General features: G+C 55.5%; 18 protein-coding genes. 12 read left to right on the top strand and 6 right to left on the bottom strand.

Annotation, left to right across the window (positions count from 1 at the left end; genetic code table 11):
* Positions 1-94: 94 nt before the first annotated feature.
* Positions 95-1,003: an NAD(P)/FAD-dependent oxidoreductase gene (locus tag AC1Z3F_RS06115; protein WP_444613501.1), complete on the bottom strand. Its 909-nt coding sequence runs from the start codon at positions 1,001-1,003 to the stop codon at positions 95-97.
* A 77-nt stretch (positions 1,004-1,080) separates the two neighbouring features.
* Between AC1Z3F_RS06115 and AC1Z3F_RS06110 the strand changes: the two genes are divergently transcribed.
* On the top strand, positions 1,081-1,656 hold the full coding sequence (locus AC1Z3F_RS06110; protein ID WP_444613500.1) for a helix-turn-helix domain-containing protein: 576 nt from the start codon (positions 1,081-1,083) through the stop codon (positions 1,654-1,656).
* A 70-nt stretch (positions 1,657-1,726) separates the two neighbouring features.
* Positions 1,727-2,545, top strand: a complete 819-nt coding sequence (locus AC1Z3F_RS06105; protein WP_483566803.1) for a thioesterase family protein — start codon at positions 1,727-1,729, stop codon at positions 2,543-2,545.
* A 7-nt stretch (positions 2,546-2,552) separates the two neighbouring features.
* Here the strand turns inward: AC1Z3F_RS06105 and AC1Z3F_RS06100 are convergent, their stop codons facing one another.
* Positions 2,553-3,158, bottom strand: coding sequence for a uridine kinase family protein (locus AC1Z3F_RS06100; protein WP_131088305.1), 606 nt, complete (start codon positions 3,156-3,158; stop codon positions 2,553-2,555).
* 95 nt (positions 3,159-3,253) lie between these two features.
* Between AC1Z3F_RS06100 and AC1Z3F_RS06095 the strand changes: the two genes are divergently transcribed.
* Positions 3,254-3,991 carry a lipoate--protein ligase family protein gene (locus AC1Z3F_RS06095; RefSeq protein WP_131088304.1) on the top strand — a complete coding sequence of 246 codons (738 nt, stop codon included), beginning with the start codon at positions 3,254-3,256 and terminating at the stop codon, positions 3,989-3,991.
* Between the two features lie 89 nt (positions 3,992-4,080).
* Here AC1Z3F_RS06095 and AC1Z3F_RS06090 read toward each other — a convergent pair whose 3' ends face one another.
* Positions 4,081-4,359, bottom strand: coding sequence for a mycoredoxin (locus tag AC1Z3F_RS06090; protein ID WP_262197645.1), 279 nt, complete (start codon positions 4,357-4,359; stop codon positions 4,081-4,083).
* Positions 4,360-4,482: 123 nt separating this feature from the next.
* On the opposite strand from AC1Z3F_RS06090, the gene AC1Z3F_RS06085 reads away from it, so the two are divergent.
* Positions 4,483-5,211 (top strand): SOS response-associated peptidase, encoded by a 729-nt coding sequence (locus tag AC1Z3F_RS06085; protein WP_131088302.1) that lies wholly within the window; start codon positions 4,483-4,485, stop codon positions 5,209-5,211.
* 100 nt (positions 5,212-5,311) lie between these two features.
* On the opposite strand, the gene AC1Z3F_RS06080 is transcribed toward AC1Z3F_RS06085, so the two are convergent.
* Both AC1Z3F_RS06080 and AC1Z3F_RS06075 read right to left on the bottom strand, forming a co-directional pair.
* Entirely contained in the window at positions 5,312-5,941 is a 630-nt protein-coding gene (locus tag AC1Z3F_RS06080) for an MBL fold metallo-hydrolase (RefSeq protein ID WP_131088301.1), read from the bottom strand.
* A complete protein-coding gene (locus AC1Z3F_RS06075; RefSeq protein ID WP_131088300.1) occupies positions 5,941-7,026 on the bottom strand; it encodes an S-(hydroxymethyl)mycothiol dehydrogenase in 1,086 nt (361 codons plus the stop codon). The genes AC1Z3F_RS06080 and AC1Z3F_RS06075 overlap by 1 nt, the downstream gene beginning before the upstream one ends.
* Before the next feature lie 306 nt (positions 7,027-7,332).
* On the opposite strand from AC1Z3F_RS06075, the gene AC1Z3F_RS06070 reads away from it, so the two are divergent.
* Both AC1Z3F_RS06070 and AC1Z3F_RS06065 read left to right on the top strand, forming a co-directional pair.
* A complete protein-coding gene (locus tag AC1Z3F_RS06070; RefSeq protein ID WP_347559253.1) occupies positions 7,333-7,641 on the top strand; it encodes a DUF6504 family protein in 309 nt (102 codons plus the stop codon).
* Positions 7,642-7,678: 37 nt separating this feature from the next.
* Positions 7,679-11,134, top strand: a complete 3,456-nt coding sequence (locus tag AC1Z3F_RS06065) for a DNA polymerase III subunit alpha (RefSeq protein ID WP_444613498.1) — start codon at positions 7,679-7,681, stop codon at positions 11,132-11,134.
* Here AC1Z3F_RS06065 and AC1Z3F_RS06060 read toward each other — a convergent pair whose 3' ends face one another.
* Entirely contained in the window at positions 11,135-11,575 is a 441-nt protein-coding gene (locus tag AC1Z3F_RS06060; RefSeq protein WP_483566802.1) for a VOC family protein, read from the bottom strand. It lies immediately after the preceding gene.
* A gap of 323 nt (positions 11,576-11,898) precedes the next feature.
* Between AC1Z3F_RS06060 and thrS the strand changes: the two genes are divergently transcribed.
* The 6 genes from thrS to AC1Z3F_RS06030 all read left to right on the top strand — a co-directional run bounded on the left by thrS (position 11,899) and on the right by AC1Z3F_RS06030 (position 17,755).
* A complete protein-coding gene (gene thrS / locus AC1Z3F_RS06055) occupies positions 11,899-13,914 on the top strand; it encodes a threonine--tRNA ligase (protein ID WP_131088296.1) in 2,016 nt (671 codons plus the stop codon).
* Positions 13,915-13,946: 32 nt separating this feature from the next.
* Positions 13,947-14,510 carry an HIT family protein gene (locus tag AC1Z3F_RS06050; protein ID WP_131088295.1) on the top strand — a complete coding sequence of 188 codons (564 nt, stop codon included), beginning with the start codon at positions 13,947-13,949 and terminating at the stop codon, positions 14,508-14,510.
* A gap of 324 nt (positions 14,511-14,834) precedes the next feature.
* Positions 14,835-15,737, top strand: a complete 903-nt coding sequence (pdxS, locus tag AC1Z3F_RS06045; RefSeq protein WP_131088294.1) for a pyridoxal 5'-phosphate synthase lyase subunit PdxS — start codon at positions 14,835-14,837, stop codon at positions 15,735-15,737.
* Positions 15,738-16,119: 382 nt separating this feature from the next.
* Positions 16,120-17,049: a TauD/TfdA dioxygenase family protein gene (locus AC1Z3F_RS06040; RefSeq protein WP_483566801.1), complete on the top strand. Its 930-nt coding sequence runs from the start codon at positions 16,120-16,122 to the stop codon at positions 17,047-17,049.
* Between the two features lie 144 nt (positions 17,050-17,193).
* Positions 17,194-17,595, top strand: coding sequence for a dihydrofolate reductase family protein (locus tag AC1Z3F_RS06035; protein WP_483566800.1), 402 nt, complete (start codon positions 17,194-17,196; stop codon positions 17,593-17,595).
* Positions 17,552-17,755 carry a dihydrofolate reductase family protein gene (locus AC1Z3F_RS06030; RefSeq protein WP_483566799.1) on the top strand — a complete coding sequence of 68 codons (204 nt, stop codon included), beginning with the start codon at positions 17,552-17,554 and terminating at the stop codon, positions 17,753-17,755. Before AC1Z3F_RS06035 ends, AC1Z3F_RS06030 begins: the two co-directional genes overlap by 44 nt.
* Positions 17,756-17,836: the final 81 nt, after the last annotated feature.

Raw genomic sequence — 17,836 nt, 5'->3', positions numbered from 1 at the left:
ACCATGAATGTTCGTGTTGCGTCCCGCGGTGTTGCACTGTTCTCTCCTGCTGCTGAGGAATGAATCGCAGGGCAGCAGAAGAGTATGAACAGTTTTACAGTGCGGCGGTGAGTAGCTCAGCGTTGATTGCGGCACCGGCCAAAGTTCCAGACGCCGCCGCTGCCATGACCATTGCGCCCAGATTGCTTGCGTTGCCTACAGCGTAGACACCTGGGATCGCGGTGGCCCCGGATTCGTTGACGGCGATAAATGTTCCCAACGGATGTTCGCTCAACTCGCCGCCTAGAGATTTGTAGAGTTCTGCGTTGGCGCGCATTGCACTAGCAACGATCACTGCCTGAGCGTGCAGTTTCTCATTGTTATCTAGGCGTATAGCTTCGAATGTGCCTGACTGATCAAACTCCAGCGCTTGCACACTCTGGTTCACTATCGGAATGGCTAGGGCCTTGAGGATCGACTTTCCTTCTTCGGTGAGCTCGGCAGGTTCGTGGTTGACGAACCTGATGTTGGAACTCAGCTGCTTAAACATCATTGCTTGATGTGCGCTCATTGGGCCGCAGCCAATGACAAGTATCTGTTGGTCGCGGACTTCCCAGCCGTGGCAGTAGGCGCAGTGGATAGCGGAGGTTCCCCATGCACGATCAAGCCCTGAGATCTGCGGAAGCTGATCCTTCAGCCCGGTGGCCAGGATGATACGTTCCGCAGTGAAGTTCCGAGCATCAACCTTGACGCTAAACCCCTCTGTCAGGGTGCCTGATAATGAACTCACGGTTCCCTCGGTGAGATGAACTCCGTAACTCGCTGCTTCCTGCCGACCACGTTTGAGGAGTTCAAGAGGATTGCTGCCTTCTTGGCCGAGAAGGTTGTGGGCATGTAGTGCTGAGGTGTTGCGCGGTTGTCCTTCGTCGATGAGCAGTACTGAGCGCATCGACCGTGCCAACGCAATTGAAGCTGCCAGGCCGGCGCTGCCGCCTCCGATAACGATGACTTCAAAGTGTTCCATGATGGTTCCTCTCGAATGGTGAAGCTGAGATTTTTACCTTATCGACGGTTTGCGTTAGAGGGTGTAGCGTTTTGCGCATGACGCAAGAATTGGAAGTAGACCAGATCATCCGACAGCGCATCCGCACCTTACGGCAAAACCATGGCTGGTCGTTGGAGTCATTGGCGAGTAAGGCCTCGCTCAGCGTTTCAACACTGAGCCGAATCGAAACCGGAAGCCGTCGGATTGCGCTGGACCAGCTGGTGCCGATCGCCAAAGCCCTAAGCACAAGCCTCGATGAACTTGTTGCCACGTCGGAAGCTGAGATCATCATTCGGCCCGAACCGATTTCACTGCCCGGCATTACTCTGTGGAAGCTCTCGACGGATGATGCCGTTAATGGGGTCAACGTTTCTAAGATGCGTATTGATCCTTCTAAAGCGCCGGCGCCTAGCGAATTACGTATCCATCCGGGGAAAGAGTGGTTCACCGTTTTGCTTGGTGAGATTCAGTTAAAGCTGGGGGAGCGGACGTATCACGTGAAGGCGGGTCAGTCGGCGCAATTCGATACGATGACGCCGCATGCCATCTGGGCGAAAGACGGTGTTGCAGAAATTTTGGGCATCTTGGACAGCGCTGGACAGAAAGCTCATCAGCATGACAGTGGCAACTAGTCTGTTGGTTTTAGTCGCTCTTGGATAACCTGAGGGCAGTGCAACATTTTCAAACGCCAGGAGGACAGCGATGACGCATCAGCTCACTGAGGAACTCGAGAAGATTCTCGCTAAAGGTGACTACTATTTCGAGTCTTTGGGGCAGGGGCGCTACCGTTCGTCATTGCACGCGCAAGGAGCCTGGAATGAACACGAGCAGCACATGGCTCCGGCGTCAGGAATCTTGGCTTACGAACTGGAAAACTTTCAGCCTCGTGATGACATGCGCATTGCCCGGCTGAGTTTTGAAATCCACGGATTGATCCATGCAGGTGAATTTGAGATCACCACGCGAATGGTTCGACCGGGACGAACCATCGAGCTGATCGAAGCTGAGATGACAGCCAAGGGCCGAACCAGCATCGTGGCACGGGCATGGAGAGTGATTAAAGGCGATTCGAACCAGGTCGCTGGTATCGAAGATGCAACAATTCCTGGTCCAGATGAATGCGAAGTACAGCAAGTTAGCCAGCGTTGGCCAGGCGGGTACATTCGTTCGCTCGAAATGCGGGCAGGCAAGGATTGGCGACTTGGCAAGGGAATCGCTTGGTTGCGCACCAAGTACGCACTTGTTGATAGTGCAGATGCTTCAGATATGGCTAGGCTCGTAGGTTTGATCGATACCGCCAACGGTGTCGCCCCACGCGTCGAGCCCAGCGAGGGGACTTGGGTCTACCCAAACTTGGATCTGCAGATTCACATGTACCGACAGCCTGAAGGTTCGTGGCTCGGGTTAGAAGTGCAACAGAGCTTCGGCGCCGACGGAATTGGGCTCACCTCGACGGTACTGCACGATCTCACCGGTCCGTTTGGTCGAGCCGAACAGATTCTGACTGTACGTTCGCGCTAGAAAGCGTTCAGGATGCAGAAAGTTGGGAAAGTAGCTTTTTGAGTTCCGGCTTGGGCATAAGAACAAACTGACGCTCGCGATACTTCTCGCGGTCAGCGCCATGAACACGGAACAATGCGTAACCCCGTTTGAGCAGGAAGGTCACTGGCTTTCGCCGCTGGGCGACGTCGCGGACAAAGCGACGAATGCCAGTGACTAACGCGGGCTCATCAACGTAGTATGCCTGTACGTTGATTCCCTTTGCCTTCAGTGGCTCGAGCAGTTCGTAAAGAAAAATTCCTTCAGCGACAATCGGTCCGGCAGCTGACCTGATTTCTCGGTGCCCGTCATAGCTGGAAGTTGAGATCGAATAGTTCGGAACCATGGTGCTGCCGTTTTCCAACAGCTCATCGATCGCTTGTAGCGCGGCTTCCTTATTCCAGGTGCCCGAATGATCCCAGTCGACTTCGCCGTACGCGGTACGCGGGAACGGGACAGGATTGCCATCTTCACTGAGCTGTCGGTAGTACTCGTCGAGCGGCAGATGCGGATTACCGTACTTTGACGCGAGATAGGACTTTCCTGAACCGGAGGGTCCGCCGATCAGGATGACAGGAGTAGAAGAATTTGGCACGCCTATAATTATGGCGCAGATTTCTCAGCTGACTACATTCCTGCGTTGTGACATCAACTCCACTGGTAGCCAATGCCTGAATTAGACTCATTGTTATGAGTTTGTTCAATCCTCAGTCGGATGCTCCGCTAACACTAGAAATCGAAGATCCTAGCGGTGATCCTGCTGCAGATTTGGAACGCGGGGTTCAGTTACTTCGCGAAATTCAATCTGGAGATCGTGGGCCGACCCTGCGGTTGTATCGTCCGGATCCTACGTTGGCTTTTGGTCAGCGCGATGTTCGTTTATCTGGATATGAAGCAGCTCGTCAGGCCGCAGAAGACCGAGGCTTCATGCCTCTGGTGCGCAAGGCTGGCGGCCGTGCTGCTGCCTACCACCGTGGATCATTAATTGTTGATCACCTCGAGCCACAACACGAAGCGGTATTGGGACAGCAAAAACGCTTTGAAGTTTTTGCCGATATTTACGCCAAGGCTCTTGCCCGTTTGGGTGTTGATGCTCGGATCGGCCCCATTCCGGGAGAATACTGCCCGGGGGAGCACTCCGTTCATGGACTACCAACCTCAGCTTCGCCACGAAACTATCCGGTAAAACTCGTGGGGACAGCCCAGCGCGTGGTCGCCGGAGCATGGCTTTTCTCCTCGGTGTTTGTCATTGAGGATTCAGAGCCACTGCGTCAGGTGCTGAACGCTGTCTATCAAGCAATGGAAATCCCGATGGACCCGACGACGGTGGGTGCCGCCAGCGATCTTGTCGCCCCCGCAACTACTGAAGCCTTCATCGCTGCGCTCCTTGAGGAATACCGGGAGCATGTCAGCTTGATCGGCGCATGAGCTAACAACTCTGGGCAACAAAAAATCGGTACCTGAAATTCAAGTACCGATTTTTTATTGGGGTCAGCGCTGATACTTGGTGTAACTAATTAGGTGCCGATGCGCTCTACAACTTCTTCGATTCGTGGGTTGGTGGCAGCAGTGCCATCAGGGAAGATCAATGTCGGAACCGTCTGATTGCCGTTGTTGAAGGACTCCACAATCTCAGCGGTACCTTCAACTTCTTCGATGTTTACCTCGGTGTATGCCACACCCTTCTGATCCATCAGACGCTTGAGGTTACGGCAGTATCCGCACCAGCTAGTGGTGAACATGGTGACGCCACCTGCGTCAGGAACGTACTGGTCAAGGTTCAATTCGTTGCTCATACAGGGTATAACCGTGACCCTATTGTGTTTGTTCCCAAAGTGGCCCAGAATTTTCTCTGATTTCCTTGAACTTGATGGTTAGACTGGGAGCAGATTTCCCCCGGGCGGTACGAGGAGCAGAAAATGTGTGGACGGTACGTGATGGCCAAGGCAATCGGTGATTTAGTTGCTGAGGCCGAAGCTGAGGCTGACGAAAACCTTGAACTGCGACAGTCGTGGAACGTAGCCCCAACCACTGATGTGCCGGTAGTGCTAGAGCGTCTGATTGATGATCAGTTGCACAGGCAAATCCATGTTGCTCGGTGGGGACTGGTTCCTGGATGGGCGAAGGAACTGTCCGTAGGCGTTAGAGCTTTTAACGCACGTAGCGAAACTGCGGCCAGCAAGCCGACCTTTAGAGCAGCGGTGAAAAAACGTCGGGCTGCGGTTCCCGTCCAGGGCTATTACGAGTGGAAGAAAGAGGGGAGCAAAAAGCGTCCCTTCTTTGTGCACCGTGAAGATGAGAAGTTGATCTTTTTTGCTGGACTGTACGAGTGGTGGAAGGACGAGGATGACACATGGATCCTCTCCACCTCGATTCTGACTATGGAGTCGCCTTCCGCCGATGAGCCCGGGGTGCTTGGTGAGCTTGCTGGACTGCATGACCGATTGCCGATTCCGATGGACCATCAAATGATGGCACGGTGGATGAACCCTGCGGAAGCAGACGGTCAAGGGTTAATCGAGGAATTGCGGGCTCAAGCTTTTGACGTCGCATCAACTTGGACCATGCACGAGGTTGATAAGGCGGTTGGTAATGTGCGCAATGATTCTCCGCAACTTATCGAAGCGCACAGCAACGCACTGTTCTAGCCAGCGACGCCAGCGGCTAAGAATGTTTCAAAAAGCACCCTTTAAACATTTCGGCAGCCAACCACTGATGGTTGACTGCCGAAAGTGTCTAATGAGCCTTTTAGTGGCCGCGCTTGATCCACTCGTCCAGATTCGGGGCTTCCGCACCGATGGTGGTGGCGTCACCATGGCCGGTGTTCACTACAGTCTGTTCAGGCAGGGTCAGCAACTTGGTCCGAATCGATTCGATGATCGTTTCGAAGCTCGAGTAGCTGCGCCCGGTCGCGCCCGGGCCACCGTTGAACAGGGTGTCACCACTGAAGAGCACACCCAGATCTTCTGCATAGAAGCTGGTGGACCCCGGCGAGTGGCCCGGGGTATGTAGCGCCGTGAGGGTTGTACCAGCGATGGTGAACGTGTCACCATCGTTGATTTCAGCGTCTACGTCGCGCTCTGGGTAGACAGCATCCCAGAGCATGCGATCTTCCATGTTGAGGAAGAGCGGAGCATCCACGGCGTCAGAAAATTCGCCGGCTACTCGGATGTGGTCGTCGTGTCCGTGGGTGAGCACAACTGCCATCACTTCGCGTTCGCCGATGACTTCACGAATCTTCTCAATATCGTGGGCAGGATCAATGACTAGTACCTCTGAGTCATCACCGATGATCCAGACATTGTTATCAACGTCCCACGTGCCACCGTCGAGAGAGAAGGTACCTGAGGTAACTACGTTTTCGATACGAGCGGTCATTAGATTTCCACCACCGAACGCAGCACGGTACCTTCGTGCATCTTGTTGAAGGCTTCCTCGATCTGGTCAATAGAGATGCGCTCGGTGACAAAGGCACCGAGGTCAAGACGTCCGAGCTTGTACTGCTCAACCAGCATCGGGAAATCATGGCTTGGCAAGCAATCGCCGTACCACGAGCTCTTTAGTGATCCGCCGCGGCCGAAGACATCAAGCAATGGCAGTTCCAGCTTCATCTCTGGGGTTGGGACACCCACGAGCACAACGCGGCCGGCAAGGTCACGAGCGTAGAAGGCCTGCTTGTAGGTTTCTGGGCGGCCTACTGCGTCAATGACAACGTCGGCGCCGAAGCCACCGGTCAGTTCCTGGATAGCCTCAACAGCGTCAACCTTGGAAGAGTTAACGGTGTGGGTGGCGCCGAACTTCTTTGCGCCTTCCAGCTTGTCTGCGTTGACGTCCACGGCGATGATGGTGGTCGCACCGGCTAGCTGCGCGCCGGCAATGGCAGCTGCGCCAACACCGCCACAGCCGATCACGGCTACCGACTCGCCACGCTTTACTTCGCCGGTGTTGATAGCTGCACCGATGCCAGCCATGACACCACAGCCGAGCAGGCCTACAGCTGCTGGATCAGCATCTTCGTCAACAATGGTGCACTGACCGGAGTGAACCAGGGTCTTTTCGGCGAAGGAACCAATGCCCAGTGCTGGGGATAGTTCGGTGCCGTCCTCAAGGGTCATCTTCTGGGTGGCATTGAAGGTATTAAAGCAGTACTTTGGCTGACCCTTGGCGCAGGCGCGGCACTGGCCACAGACTGCACGCCAGTTCAGGATAACGCGGTCGCCAACTTTGACGTTGGTGACGTTCTCGCCAATCTGGCTGACTACTGCGGTGGACTCGTGGCCCAACAGGTAAGGATATTCATCGCCGATGCCACCGAGCTTGTAGTGCAAGTCGGTGTGGCAGACGCCGGTAGTGAGCACGTCGACAACTACTTCTCCGGGACCTGGGTCCGGAACGATGATATCGACGACCTCAACTGGTGCGTCCTTAACACGGGAAATGACGGCTTTGACCTTATGAGGCATGGGATTTAACTCCTGAAACGATTGAGTGTTGCTGTTTCGATGCTATCGGTGTGTTCGGTACTAATCGAGCATTCGCGGCACAATGACGCACCCGGTTTCGCCCAGAGCCAAGTCGTCAGTGACTTTCACATCTTTTGTTGCTCTGCGGCTGGCTACTAGTGAAGCTGCGCAGAGATTTATTTTGCTGCGCAAGGTGCCCCAGTTCCCCTCGGCGCCAAACTGTCGGAGCCGATGACTAGTGTAACTATCGTTCGAACAAGTATTCGAATAGACTGGTTCTACTAAGTAAGGAGTGCACGCGTGGGGATGTTCACCGAGTCAATTGAGGTTGCCCGTGCAGCAAACGGAATGCCACTGCGCGTGAAGTGGCAGGGGCGGGACTACCGACTGGTTGCTGAACCTCAGCGTTGGTTTGAACGTCGCAAGTGGTGGGACGAAAACCTGCGGATTCCTCGGGGGATCGGGGCAGGGCTCGCTGACTATGAGATGTGGCGCCTGCAGTTGGTTGCGGTGAGCGGATCCAAACAAGAGCACACCTTTGATGTGAGCTTTGATGCGCAAACCGAGAGGTGGCGGCTGGTGCGCGTGCATCAAGAGCTGGCCCAAAGCGCCTGAGCTTACGGGCAGGGGAACATATTTTCGAAGGACCGTTATGAGCTTTACCCATCTGAACGTCAGTTCTTCCTATAGCGCCCATTACGGGGTGTCGCATCCACGCACTCTGGCTCAAGCAGCCAAGGCGCAGGGAGCACCTATGCTGGCGCTTACTGATAGGGATGGGCTTTACGGGACGGTCAAACATGTAGCCGCCTGCATGGCAGAAGGTATAGCTCCCATTCTCGGAGTGAATCTAGCTGTACTCGATGACAATGGGGAAACTCTAGGCAGGATCGTTTTACTGGCGCAGGGGCACAACAATGGTCTTGGATATGCAGCACTCTGCCGGGCTATCAGCCTCGCGCACAATACAGCTCACGGCGTGCCTGGGCTCAGCGCTAATCAGTTGGGCCAGCTAAGTAAAAGCGGAAACCTGATGCTCCTGCTGGGTGGTGAATCAGACGTAGCTCGAGCAATCCTGAAGGGGAATTACGCTAAAGCCCGCGGACTGTTGGCCGAGTGGAAAAAACGAGTTGGAAAAATGCTGCGGGTAGAAATCACCACGCACCTCTCCACTCCTGGCTCGCGCCACAGCTTAGGTGAAGCATCACGCCTACTGCGCTACGCCTACGAACGCCAGATCAAAGCGGTACTGTCCAACGCCGTGCGCTACGTAGACCCCGACGGGGCAGTCACCGCAGACATTTTGGACTCGGCGCGGGCTCTACATAGCCTGAAAAATCTGGATTTCTGCCAACCCAACGGGCAAGGGTGGCTGAAAACACCGCACGAGATGTTTCAACTGGCTACCGAAATCGGCCAAGCTACCGAAAGGAGCTGGGCGCACCAGATGCTGCGGGAAACCGAAGCGGTGGCACACTGGGCGGCAATAGATCCCGTAACGGATCTGGGGTGGAAGTCGCCGGTCATTCCGGAAGCCAGGGTGATCGGCCTGTATCGACCGGCCATGCAAGAACTCACCGATCGTGTATACGGGGCCGTGCCCACCCTATTAAGAAACGAAGCACCAAACGTAGTAGAAGAACGCCTAGCCCTAGAGCTGGGCGTGATCGAACGGTTGGACTTCGCCGGCTACTTCCTCACTGTGGCGGAGACCGTAAACCTGATCACCGAGATGGGCGTACGCGTAGCCGCCCGAGGCTCAGGCGCATCCTCGTTAGTGAACTACCTTTTAGGTATTAGCCAAGTAAACCCGTTGGCCCACGACCTAGTGTTCGAACGTTTCCTCTCCGATACCCGCACCACCCTGCCCGATATTGATATTGACGTTGAATCCGCGCGACGCCACGAGATCTATCACAAGATTTTCTCCAGCTTCGGTGAGGAACGCGTCAGCCTGATGAGCATGCAGAATGCTTACCGCGCCCGTGGCGCTGTCCGCGACGCAGGTGCTGCCTTGGGTGTAGAGCAGGAGCAAGTGGACGAGATCGCCAAACAGCTCTGGCGCTTCTCTGCCTCCTCTTTCCGTGAAGCGCTGGTGGAGAAGCCAGAGTTAGCAGCGTTAGCACAGCGCATTACCGATGACACTCAGCTCGATATTCTCATTGACGCCACCGAACGATTGGACCGACTGCCAAGACATATCTCCATGCACCCCTGCGGGGTGATCCTCTCTGATGCGAGCTTGCTGGACCGTACCCCGGTGCAGCCCTCAGGCATCGGATTGCAGATGAGCCAGTTCGACAAGCACGATATGGACCTGATGGGGTTGATCAAGCTCGACGTGCTCGGGGTGCGCATGCAATCAGCCATCGCCTACACGCTTGAAGAGATCGCTCGCATGCACCCAAGCAAGGAGCAAGCGTCTCGTGCAGGCGGACACACTAACGACAGTTACATCGATGCCAGTGGAGCGATTGACCTAGCCAAGGTGCCACTCGATGATGAACCCACCTTTGATCTGATCCGCTCCACTCACACCCTGGGCTGCTTTCAGATTGAGTCCCCAGGACAGCGTGAACTGGTTGGCAAACTCGCTCCCCGTGAGTTTAACGATCTGATCATCGACATCTCGCTCTTCCGTCCCGGGCCCATGCAGTCGAATATGGTCAAGCCCTATCTAGAACACCGCCACGGATTCGCTCCCGCCCAATACCTGCACCCAGACCTGATCCCTGCGCTCGCCGAAACCCACGGGGTTACCGTCTTCCACGAGCAGGTGTTGCGCATGCTTGATGTGCTGACCGGCTGTGGTCTAGGGATGGCTGATGTCTACCGGCGCCTGCTTGGCAACCCAGAGAAAGAACCAGCCGTTGAACGCTACGTGCGTACCGAGGCAACCAAGCGCGGCTACAGCCAGGAAACTATTGATCAAGTCTGGGAGGTGCTCTCTGGGTTCGGGTCCTTTGGCTTCTGCAAAGCCCACGGGGCTGCCTTTGCCGTACCCACCTATCACTCGGCTTGGCTCAAAGCGCATCACCCCGAGGCTTTCCTCGCTGGGATCTGGGAACACGACCCAGGCATGTACCCCAAACGATTACTGGTTTCCGAAGCGCGGCGTATGGGCGTCCCTATCCTCCCGCTAGATATCAACCGCTCCAACGGACACTATCGAGTCGAACGAGTATTCGAATACGCTCCAGCGAAGGTTCCCATGGTGCCCAGAGCCGTAGGATCACAACGCCCCGGACGCTACGGAATCCGGTTAGCCTTCCGCGACATTCACCAGATGAGTGAACGCGAAGTCCAGCGACTAGTGGCGGGCCAGCCATATGAGCACCTCGCAGATGTCCGCGCCCGCGCAGGGCTCTCACGACGTACCTACCAAAACCTTGCCGCGCTTGGTGTCTTTGACTCTTTACTGGCAGGAACCTCTCGTGCCGATACAATCGCTCACACTCAATCGATGGTGCACAGCTCTCTGCCGGCCAAGTACCGTCCCGGCCCCGGCCAACTGGCACTGGACCTCGGGCAGATCGAACACATCAAAGCCACCGGAACACAGCTGGACCCGGCCGAGGTAGTACGCACCGAACTAGACCTGATGCACCTAGATGCCAGTGAGCATTTGATGACTTCCTATAGGCGCAGGCTCTCACACCTGCCTATTACCCAAGCAGCGGAACTACTACACCTGCGTAACGGCACCGAGGTACTAGTCGCCGGAGTGCGCATAGCCACTCAAACACCACCTATGCGTGGCGGTAAACGCGTGGTCTTCATTTCCGTGGATGACGGGACCGGCTGTATCGATGCCACCTTCTTCGATGACACACAACAACGCACCGGGCCTTTACTCTTCTCTACCCGCATGTTGCTCATCCATGGAGTCACCCGACGCACCGGACCACGTGGCATCTCACTACAAGCACTGAACGCTTGGGATCTGCATCAGTCAGAATCGTTGCCGGTCGCCGGATACCTTGAAGAACAAGGACGACCGCAAATTAGTTACCGACCAAAGTTCGGCGAGGGCGCACGCAAGAGCGAGAGCGTCGGCGAACTCGCCAAACGTATGGAGGCCGAAGGGCTTGATCAGCGTGGGGCGTGACTAAACCGAAGAAATATGCCCGTTGGCATCGATAACAAACGAAGGGTTATGCACAAAGTCCCAGCGGAAACCATCCGGATCAGCTACGCACGCACTCTTGCCACCCCACGGCTGCACCGTTGGCTCAGAGATCGAGCTAGCGCCCGCATCCAGCGCTCGCCGGTAGTGATGATCCACTTCATTATCCGAATGCACGTTATGCCCCAAAGAAAGTGGGGGAGCCATTTTGCTGTGACCGACATTTCCGTACTCGGACGGCATCTGTTTTACATCCCAAAGGGCAAGCATCAGACCGTAGCCTGCGCGGACAAAAGCGATCTCCGGGTGAGCTGGTTGAACCAGTTCGAACCCCAAGCCCTCGGTGTAGAACTTGGTGGAAATTCCGACATCGCGCACACCGAGGGTGATGGCGCTGATTACCGGGGAAGCAGGTTTGTTCATGACATAAGCCTAGGCTTCTGAGATAACAGAAGCCATGGATGATCGAGCTTTCCACGAATTTTCGAGTCCCACTGGTGCACGGGTTAGCGGAGTTTGTTCTAGGAGTCTTGACCAGTGGGCCCAAAGAGTTTGGGTATGTCATGAGCCTGTTTAATGCAGACTCGTTGTTGAACGAATCACATGTGGGTCAACAATCCTCCCGAAACCCGAAGTGAACGCGCGCTGAAGTGAGGTCCTGAACTAAACTGGATTCTGGCTGGCTGTGGCCAAGGTATGCCACAAGCTATGAAGCCATCCCAGATTGAAAGGTAGAACCCGATCTCATGAGCGAGCAGCTGACTCTCACCATTGACGGCGAGCAGGTACAGGTGGACGCGGGAACAACCGGTCTGCAGTATTTCACCAATGATAAAGACGTGGTTGTTATGCACGTCGATGGTGTCCTACGCGACCTGGCCCGCGAACTTGTTGCTGGAACCACTGTCACCCGCGTAACCATCACCGACCCAGAAGGGTTGGAGGTGCTGCGTCACTCCACTGCCCACGTCATGGCTCAAGCTGTGCAGCAGTTGCGCCCCGATGCCAAGCTGGGCATTGGACCGTACATCACTGACGGTTTCTACTTCGACTTCGATGTCGCTGAGCCATTCACCCCAGAAGATCTGAAGCAGCTGGAAAAGATGATGCTTAAGATCGTCAACCAGAACCAGCTCTTTGCCCGCCGCGAAGTTTCGCCAGAAGAAGCCAAGGCAGAAATGGCTGACGAGCCATACAAGTGCGAGCTGCTGGCCAAGGCTGACTCGGCCGATACTTCAGGTGAAGGCGTGACCGTTGAGGTTGCTGCCGGCGAAACCACCATCTACGACAACGTTGATCGCAAGTCCGGCGACACTGTGTGGAAGGATCTGTGCCGTGGCCCGCACCTGCCAAACACCAAGCTGATCAAGAACGCTTTCTCGCTGACCCGTTCGGCCGCCGCCTACTGGTTGGGTAGCGAAAAGAACAAGCAGCTGCAGCGCATCTACGGCACCGCATGGCCAACCAAAGAGGACCTCAAGGCCTACCAGGAGCGTCTGGCTGAGGCTGAGCGTCGCGACCACCGCAAGCTCGGTGCCGAGCTGGACCTGTTCTCCTTCCCGGATGAACTTGGCTCGGGCCTGCCGGTGTTCCACCCTAAGGGCGGCATCATCAAGCGCGAGATGGAAGACTACGTGCGCGATCGCCACGTAGAAGAAGGCTTCCAGTACGTGGGCACCCCACACATCTCCAAGGATGGGCTCTTCCACACCTCGGGTCACTTGCCTTACTACGCGGACACCATGTTCCCGCCACTTCATATCGATGAAGAGCGCGACGAAGATGGCAACATCACCAAGCCGGGTCAGGAATACCGTCTGAAGGCAATGAACTGCCCGATGCACAACCTGATCTTCCGTGGCCGCGGACGTTCTTACCGCGAACTGCCACTGCGCTTGTTCGAATTCGGTCACGTCTACCGCTACGAGAAGTCCGGTGTGGTCCACGGCCTAACCCGCGTGCGCGGTTTCTCCCAGGATGACTCGCACTCCTACGTCACCAAGGAACAGGCACCGGCTGAAGTTGAGCACCTGCTGAACTTCATGCTTTCGTTGCTGCGCGACTTCGGTATGGATGACTTCTACCTGGAGCTATCCACTCGCGATCCTGAATCGGATAAGTTCATCGGTTCGGACGAGCAGTGGGAAGAAGCCACCGCCGTGCTAGAACGTGTCGCCACTGAAACCGGTGTTGAGCTGGTTGCTGATCCAGGTGGAGCCGCATTCTACGGTCCGAAGATCTCGGTTCAGGCTAAAGATGCCATCGGCCGTACCTGGCAGATGGGTACCGTTCAGTACGACTTCAACCAGCCTGCACGATTCGGTCTGGAGTACCAGGCTGCTGACGGAAGTCGTCAGGAACCGGTCATGATCCACGCTGCGAAGTTCGGATCCATCGAGCGTTTCTTGGGCGTACTGACCGAGCACTACGCTGGTGCTTTCCCTGCATGGCTTTCGCCGGTCCAGGTTCGCGCCATCCCAGTGGCTGAGGCTTTCAACGATTACCTTTCCGAGGTTGTCGCCAAGCTCAAGGCTCAGGGTGTTCGTGTTGAACTGGACGACTCAACGGATCGTTTCCCAAAGAAGATCCGCAACGCGTCCAAGGACAAGATTCCGTTTGTACTCATCGCCGGTGGCGAAGATGCCGATGCGAATGCAGTGTCCTTCCGCTTCCGCGACGGAAGTCAGGAAAACCAGGTGCCAATCGACGATGCAGTAGCTCGCATTGTTGAAGCCATCAAGAGCCGCGATAACAACAACTAGTTGCTACTAGTGCCGATAGGGAGCCCATAAGTATGCAGGAATCAGATCAGTCCGTCACCGACGATTTTGAACTCGCCGGTGTGCCGGATTCGTTCCAGCGCCTATGGACTCCCTATCGGATGGCTTACATCAAGGGCGGCCAGGACCAAGTCAAAGATGAGGCTAGCTGCCCGTTCTGTGCTGGTCCCGGTCGCACGGATGAAGAAGCGTTGATCGTGCACCGCGGGGAAACCTGCTACGTGATTTTGAATCTCTTCCCGTACAACCCGGGGCATTTGCTGGTGTGCCCCTACCGCCATGTGCCTAACTACACCGACATCACGGTGGAAGAAACCGCAGAAATGGCGGCGCTGGCTCAGCAGTCAATGCGGGTTTTGCGTAAGGTCTCGAACCCAAGCGGTTTTAACTTGGGCATGAACCAGGGTGAATCCGGGGGAGCGGGAATTGCTGCTCACCTGCATCAGCACATTGTGCCTCGATGGAGCGGAGACGGGAATTTTTTCCCGATCATTGCTCAAACAAAAGCGATCCCGCAGACACTTTCTGAGGTTCGTGAGGCCATCGCTGCGGCATGGGACAGCGAGAACCCGAGCTAAACACACATCAGTGTTGTGTGGCGGTAGGAATATCCAATTATTCCTACCGCCACTTTCTGTTTAACCCCGGTGATCAGCCGCCACGCACACCCAAGGTGCATTAACCCGAAGAAGAAGCTCTGACTAGGTAATTGAGGGCGAAACGCTATGTTACGCACTAATCTGCATCTAGGCGACTAATCTCCTAACGTAACAATATGACGAAACACCTAAGGTAATAAAGCAATCCACTCCTACGATTACTGGCGTACCACCTCGCTTTAAGCCTTATAAATACTGGTCCAAAGCGAATCCACGCAGTGTCGAGAGGAACTACTTTTCACCATGTCTACGAACAACCAGAACTCCGTCGTCGGATCTGACCGCGTTAAGCGCGGTATGGCCGAAATGCTCAAGGGCGGCGTCATTATGGACGTAGTCACTCCAGAGCAGGCGCGCATCGCTGAAGATGCCGGCGCCGTTGCAGTTATGGCTCTTGAGCGCGTTCCAGCCGACATCCGTGCACAGGGTGGCGTCTCACGCATGAGCGACCCAGACATGATCGATAGCATCATCAGCGAGGTCTCCATCCCAGTGATGGCCAAGGCTCGTATCGGTCACTTTGTTGAAGCTCAGATTTTGCAGTCCCTCGGTGTTGACTACATTGACGAGTCAGAGGTCCTTTCGCCAGCAGACTACGAGAACCACATCGACAAGTGGCCATTCACCGTTCCATTCGTTTGCGGTGCTACCAACCTTGGTGAGGCTCTGCGCCGCATCAATGAAGGTGCAGCCATGATTCGTTCCAAGGGTGAAGCTGGAACCGGCGACGTTTCTAACGCCACCGGTCACATGCGCAAGATCCGCTCCGAGATCGCCAAGCTTGCAGCCCTTCCAGAAGACGAGCTGTATGTAGCCGCGAAGGAACTGCAGGCTCCATACGAACTGGTCAAGGAAATCGCACACACCGGCAAGCTACCTGTCGTATTGTTCACCGCAGGTGGCATTGCTACTCCGGCCGACGCTGCCATGATGATGCAGCTGGGCGCGGACGGTGTGTTCGTAGGTTCCGGTATCTTCAAGTCCGGCAACCCGGTAGAGCGCGCCGAAGCAATCGTGAAGGCAACCACCTTCTTCGATAACCCAGACGAGCTGGCCAAGATCTCCCGCGGTTTGGGTGAAGCCATGGTCGGCATCAACGTCGACGAACTGCCAGAGCCACACCGCCTCTCCGAGCGTGGCTGGTAAGAACTTCTCACCCCGATATTTCCGGCCTCGATTCTCCAACTAGACACGAGGCACACATCAAAGCGGTCCGTCAGATTTTTCTGGCGGACCGCTTTGCGCTGCACGGCAAAATTCTAGATTCCGACGCGCGATCTTAGAGAGCCTATTCATGAGAATTCATCTAGGTCATTCCAAGACATCTGCGACCCGCATGTCGTCCTTCTCGAAGCTTTTCGCAATGTTCAGCAAGGCGCAAACGACACTCAAAGCAATACTTATCGCCGTGTGACGGGCCTATTTTGCCGGAGTTTTTTCGCCCCTAGGCTGAGGGGGTGTTCCACAGATGGAGCATCATCGAAGAGATCAACGCAGCCGCGTCAACACTGCTGCTTAGGAGGCCAACATGACTACTACCACCACCGCCACCCGCCTGAAACTAACAAAGCTCGGCGAACATATCGGTGCTCGCATTGAAGGCCTGGACCTTTCCGGACCCCTGGACTCCCAGACCGTTGATGCGATCCGCTCGGCGCTGAACGAACACAAGGCGCTAGTTTTCAGCCAGTCGGGAATCGAAACGGACGAGCAGCAAGAACTCTTCGCCTCGCACTTTGGTCCGTTGACTACTGCCCACCCGACGGTGACCTTCAGCGAGCAGAAAAAGAAGACGGTACTACCGGTAGATAGCGAACAAGCCATCGCCAATCAGTGGCACACCGACGTCACGTTTATTGTTAATCCGCCTCAAGCTTCCACGCTTCGTGCAATAACGTTGCCTCCGTACGGTGGAGAGACTCTGATTGCTAACGCGGCTGCCGCGTACCGCAGCCTACCTGCGGAGATTCAAAAACTTGCTGACGGGCTGTGGGCTGAACACTCTAACGATTCCGACTACGTGCGGCCACGGACGGTAAACACCGATAAAGAGAAGGCGTACCAAGAAGCCTTCGTCTCGGAAAAGTACCGTACGATCCACCCAGTAGTTCGCGTTCACCCGTTGACCGGAGAAAAAGGACTGTTCATCGGTACCTTTGCCCGACACCTGAAGATTGTTGGCGTCTCACCATACGAGTCCCACGACATTTTGCGTTTGCTCCAGAGCCACGTGACCCGTCCGGAGAACGTACTGCGCGTAGCGTGGGAACCAAACCAGCTGGTGCTCTTTGACAACCGCATTACCCAGCACTACGCCATCGACAACTATGGCCGCGCACCCCGAAAGCTCAACCGCATCACCGTTGCTGGCGACATTCCACGCAGCGTTGAAGGAAAATCAAGCTACTCGGTTGAGGGCGACGCTTCGCATTACTCTCCGATTGTTGATCCTGCCTAAACCAGGGGAGTAGTTAGCAGCCGAACTCGTTTGTTCCGCTCGTTTCATTGCCGATCCTTCGTCGAGGTCGAATTCCAACTAGGTGCGATCTCGACGAAAGAGAAGAAAGAGTTCGAGGTAAGTCGCTGTAGTAAATTGAAGTGCATGAGCGAGATCATTTTTGATGCAGCAGTGACCCTGAACGGCTACTTGGCCGACGAGAGCCACAGCTTGCAATGGCTCTTTGACGTGCCTGGAGCCCAAGAGCCAGACCCGGACTTGCTCCCGCAGAACGTGCGCGTCCACGTTGAAGGTGCCAATACGTATATGTGGATGCTTGAACATGAGCAGCTAATCGAAAATCCACAAAAGTGGCAGGATTTCTATCCCGGTATCACGACCTACGTGTTTACCTCGCGGGATCTTCCTATCCCACAGGGCGCCGACGTACGACTGGTCAGCGGGTCCGTTGCTGAGATCTTGCCACACATTCGAGAAGTCGCCGGCGAACAGAACATTCTGGGTGCTCGGTGGCGGAGAACTTCTTGGACAATTCTTCGATATTGACGCCGTTGATACGTTGGCCCTGACCGTCGCACCAGCAGCGCTCTCCGGTGGGGCCGCCTTGCTACCTCGCACCATTGGTAGCGAAAGGTTAGAACTTTCCGAGGCTAGGAAGGCGGGCGCGTTTGCTCGCTTGGTGTATCGAGTGCTTCGCTCCGAATAAACAAGAAACAAACAGGTGCGCGGTGCACAGAAAATATTTTCTGTGCACCGCGCACCTGTTTACCTGGCTATAGTTTTGCTA

Source organism: Glutamicibacter sp. MOO4 (assembly GCF_056934395.1).
This window is presented reverse-complemented; position numbering and strand designations above follow the sequence as displayed.

Bases quoted from the DNA above. Each gene is read 5' to 3' on its own strand.
- AC1Z3F_RS06095 (WP_131088304.1), top strand. From the start codon at position 3,254: ATGAGTTTGTTCAATCCTCAGTCGGATGCTCCGCTAACACTAGAAATC.
- AC1Z3F_RS06035 (WP_483566800.1), top strand. From the start codon at position 17,194: ATGAGCGAGATCATTTTTGATGCAGCAGTGACCCTGAACGGCTACTTG.
- AC1Z3F_RS06085 (WP_131088302.1), top strand. From the start codon at position 4,483: ATGTGTGGACGGTACGTGATGGCCAAGGCAATCGGTGATTTAGTTGCT.
- AC1Z3F_RS06075 (WP_131088300.1), bottom strand. From the start codon at position 7,026: ATGCCTCATAAGGTCAAAGCCGTCATTTCCCGTGTTAAGGACGCACCA.
- AC1Z3F_RS06080 (WP_131088301.1), bottom strand. From the start codon at position 5,941: ATGACCGCTCGTATCGAAAACGTAGTTACCTCAGGTACCTTCTCTCTC.
- AC1Z3F_RS06065 (WP_444613498.1), top strand. From the start codon at position 7,679: ATGAGCTTTACCCATCTGAACGTCAGTTCTTCCTATAGCGCCCATTAC.
- AC1Z3F_RS06115 (WP_444613501.1), bottom strand. From the start codon at position 1,003: ATGGAACACTTTGAAGTCATCGTTATCGGAGGCGGCAGCGCCGGCCTG.
- AC1Z3F_RS06105 (WP_483566803.1), top strand. From the start codon at position 1,727: ATGACGCATCAGCTCACTGAGGAACTCGAGAAGATTCTCGCTAAAGGT.
- pdxS (WP_131088294.1), top strand. From the start codon at position 14,835: ATGTCTACGAACAACCAGAACTCCGTCGTCGGATCTGACCGCGTTAAG.
- AC1Z3F_RS06070 (WP_347559253.1), top strand. From the start codon at position 7,333: ATGTTCACCGAGTCAATTGAGGTTGCCCGTGCAGCAAACGGAATGCCA.
- AC1Z3F_RS06050 (WP_131088295.1), top strand. From the start codon at position 13,947: ATGCAGGAATCAGATCAGTCCGTCACCGACGATTTTGAACTCGCCGGT.
- AC1Z3F_RS06040 (WP_483566801.1), top strand. From the start codon at position 16,120: ATGACTACTACCACCACCGCCACCCGCCTGAAACTAACAAAGCTCGGC.
- AC1Z3F_RS06090 (WP_262197645.1), bottom strand. From the start codon at position 4,359: ATGAGCAACGAATTGAACCTTGACCAGTACGTTCCTGACGCAGGTGGC.
- AC1Z3F_RS06060 (WP_483566802.1), bottom strand. From the start codon at position 11,575: ATGAACAAACCTGCTTCCCCGGTAATCAGCGCCATCACCCTCGGTGTG.
- AC1Z3F_RS06110 (WP_444613500.1), top strand. From the start codon at position 1,081: ATGACGCAAGAATTGGAAGTAGACCAGATCATCCGACAGCGCATCCGC.
- thrS (WP_131088296.1), top strand. From the start codon at position 11,899: ATGAGCGAGCAGCTGACTCTCACCATTGACGGCGAGCAGGTACAGGTG.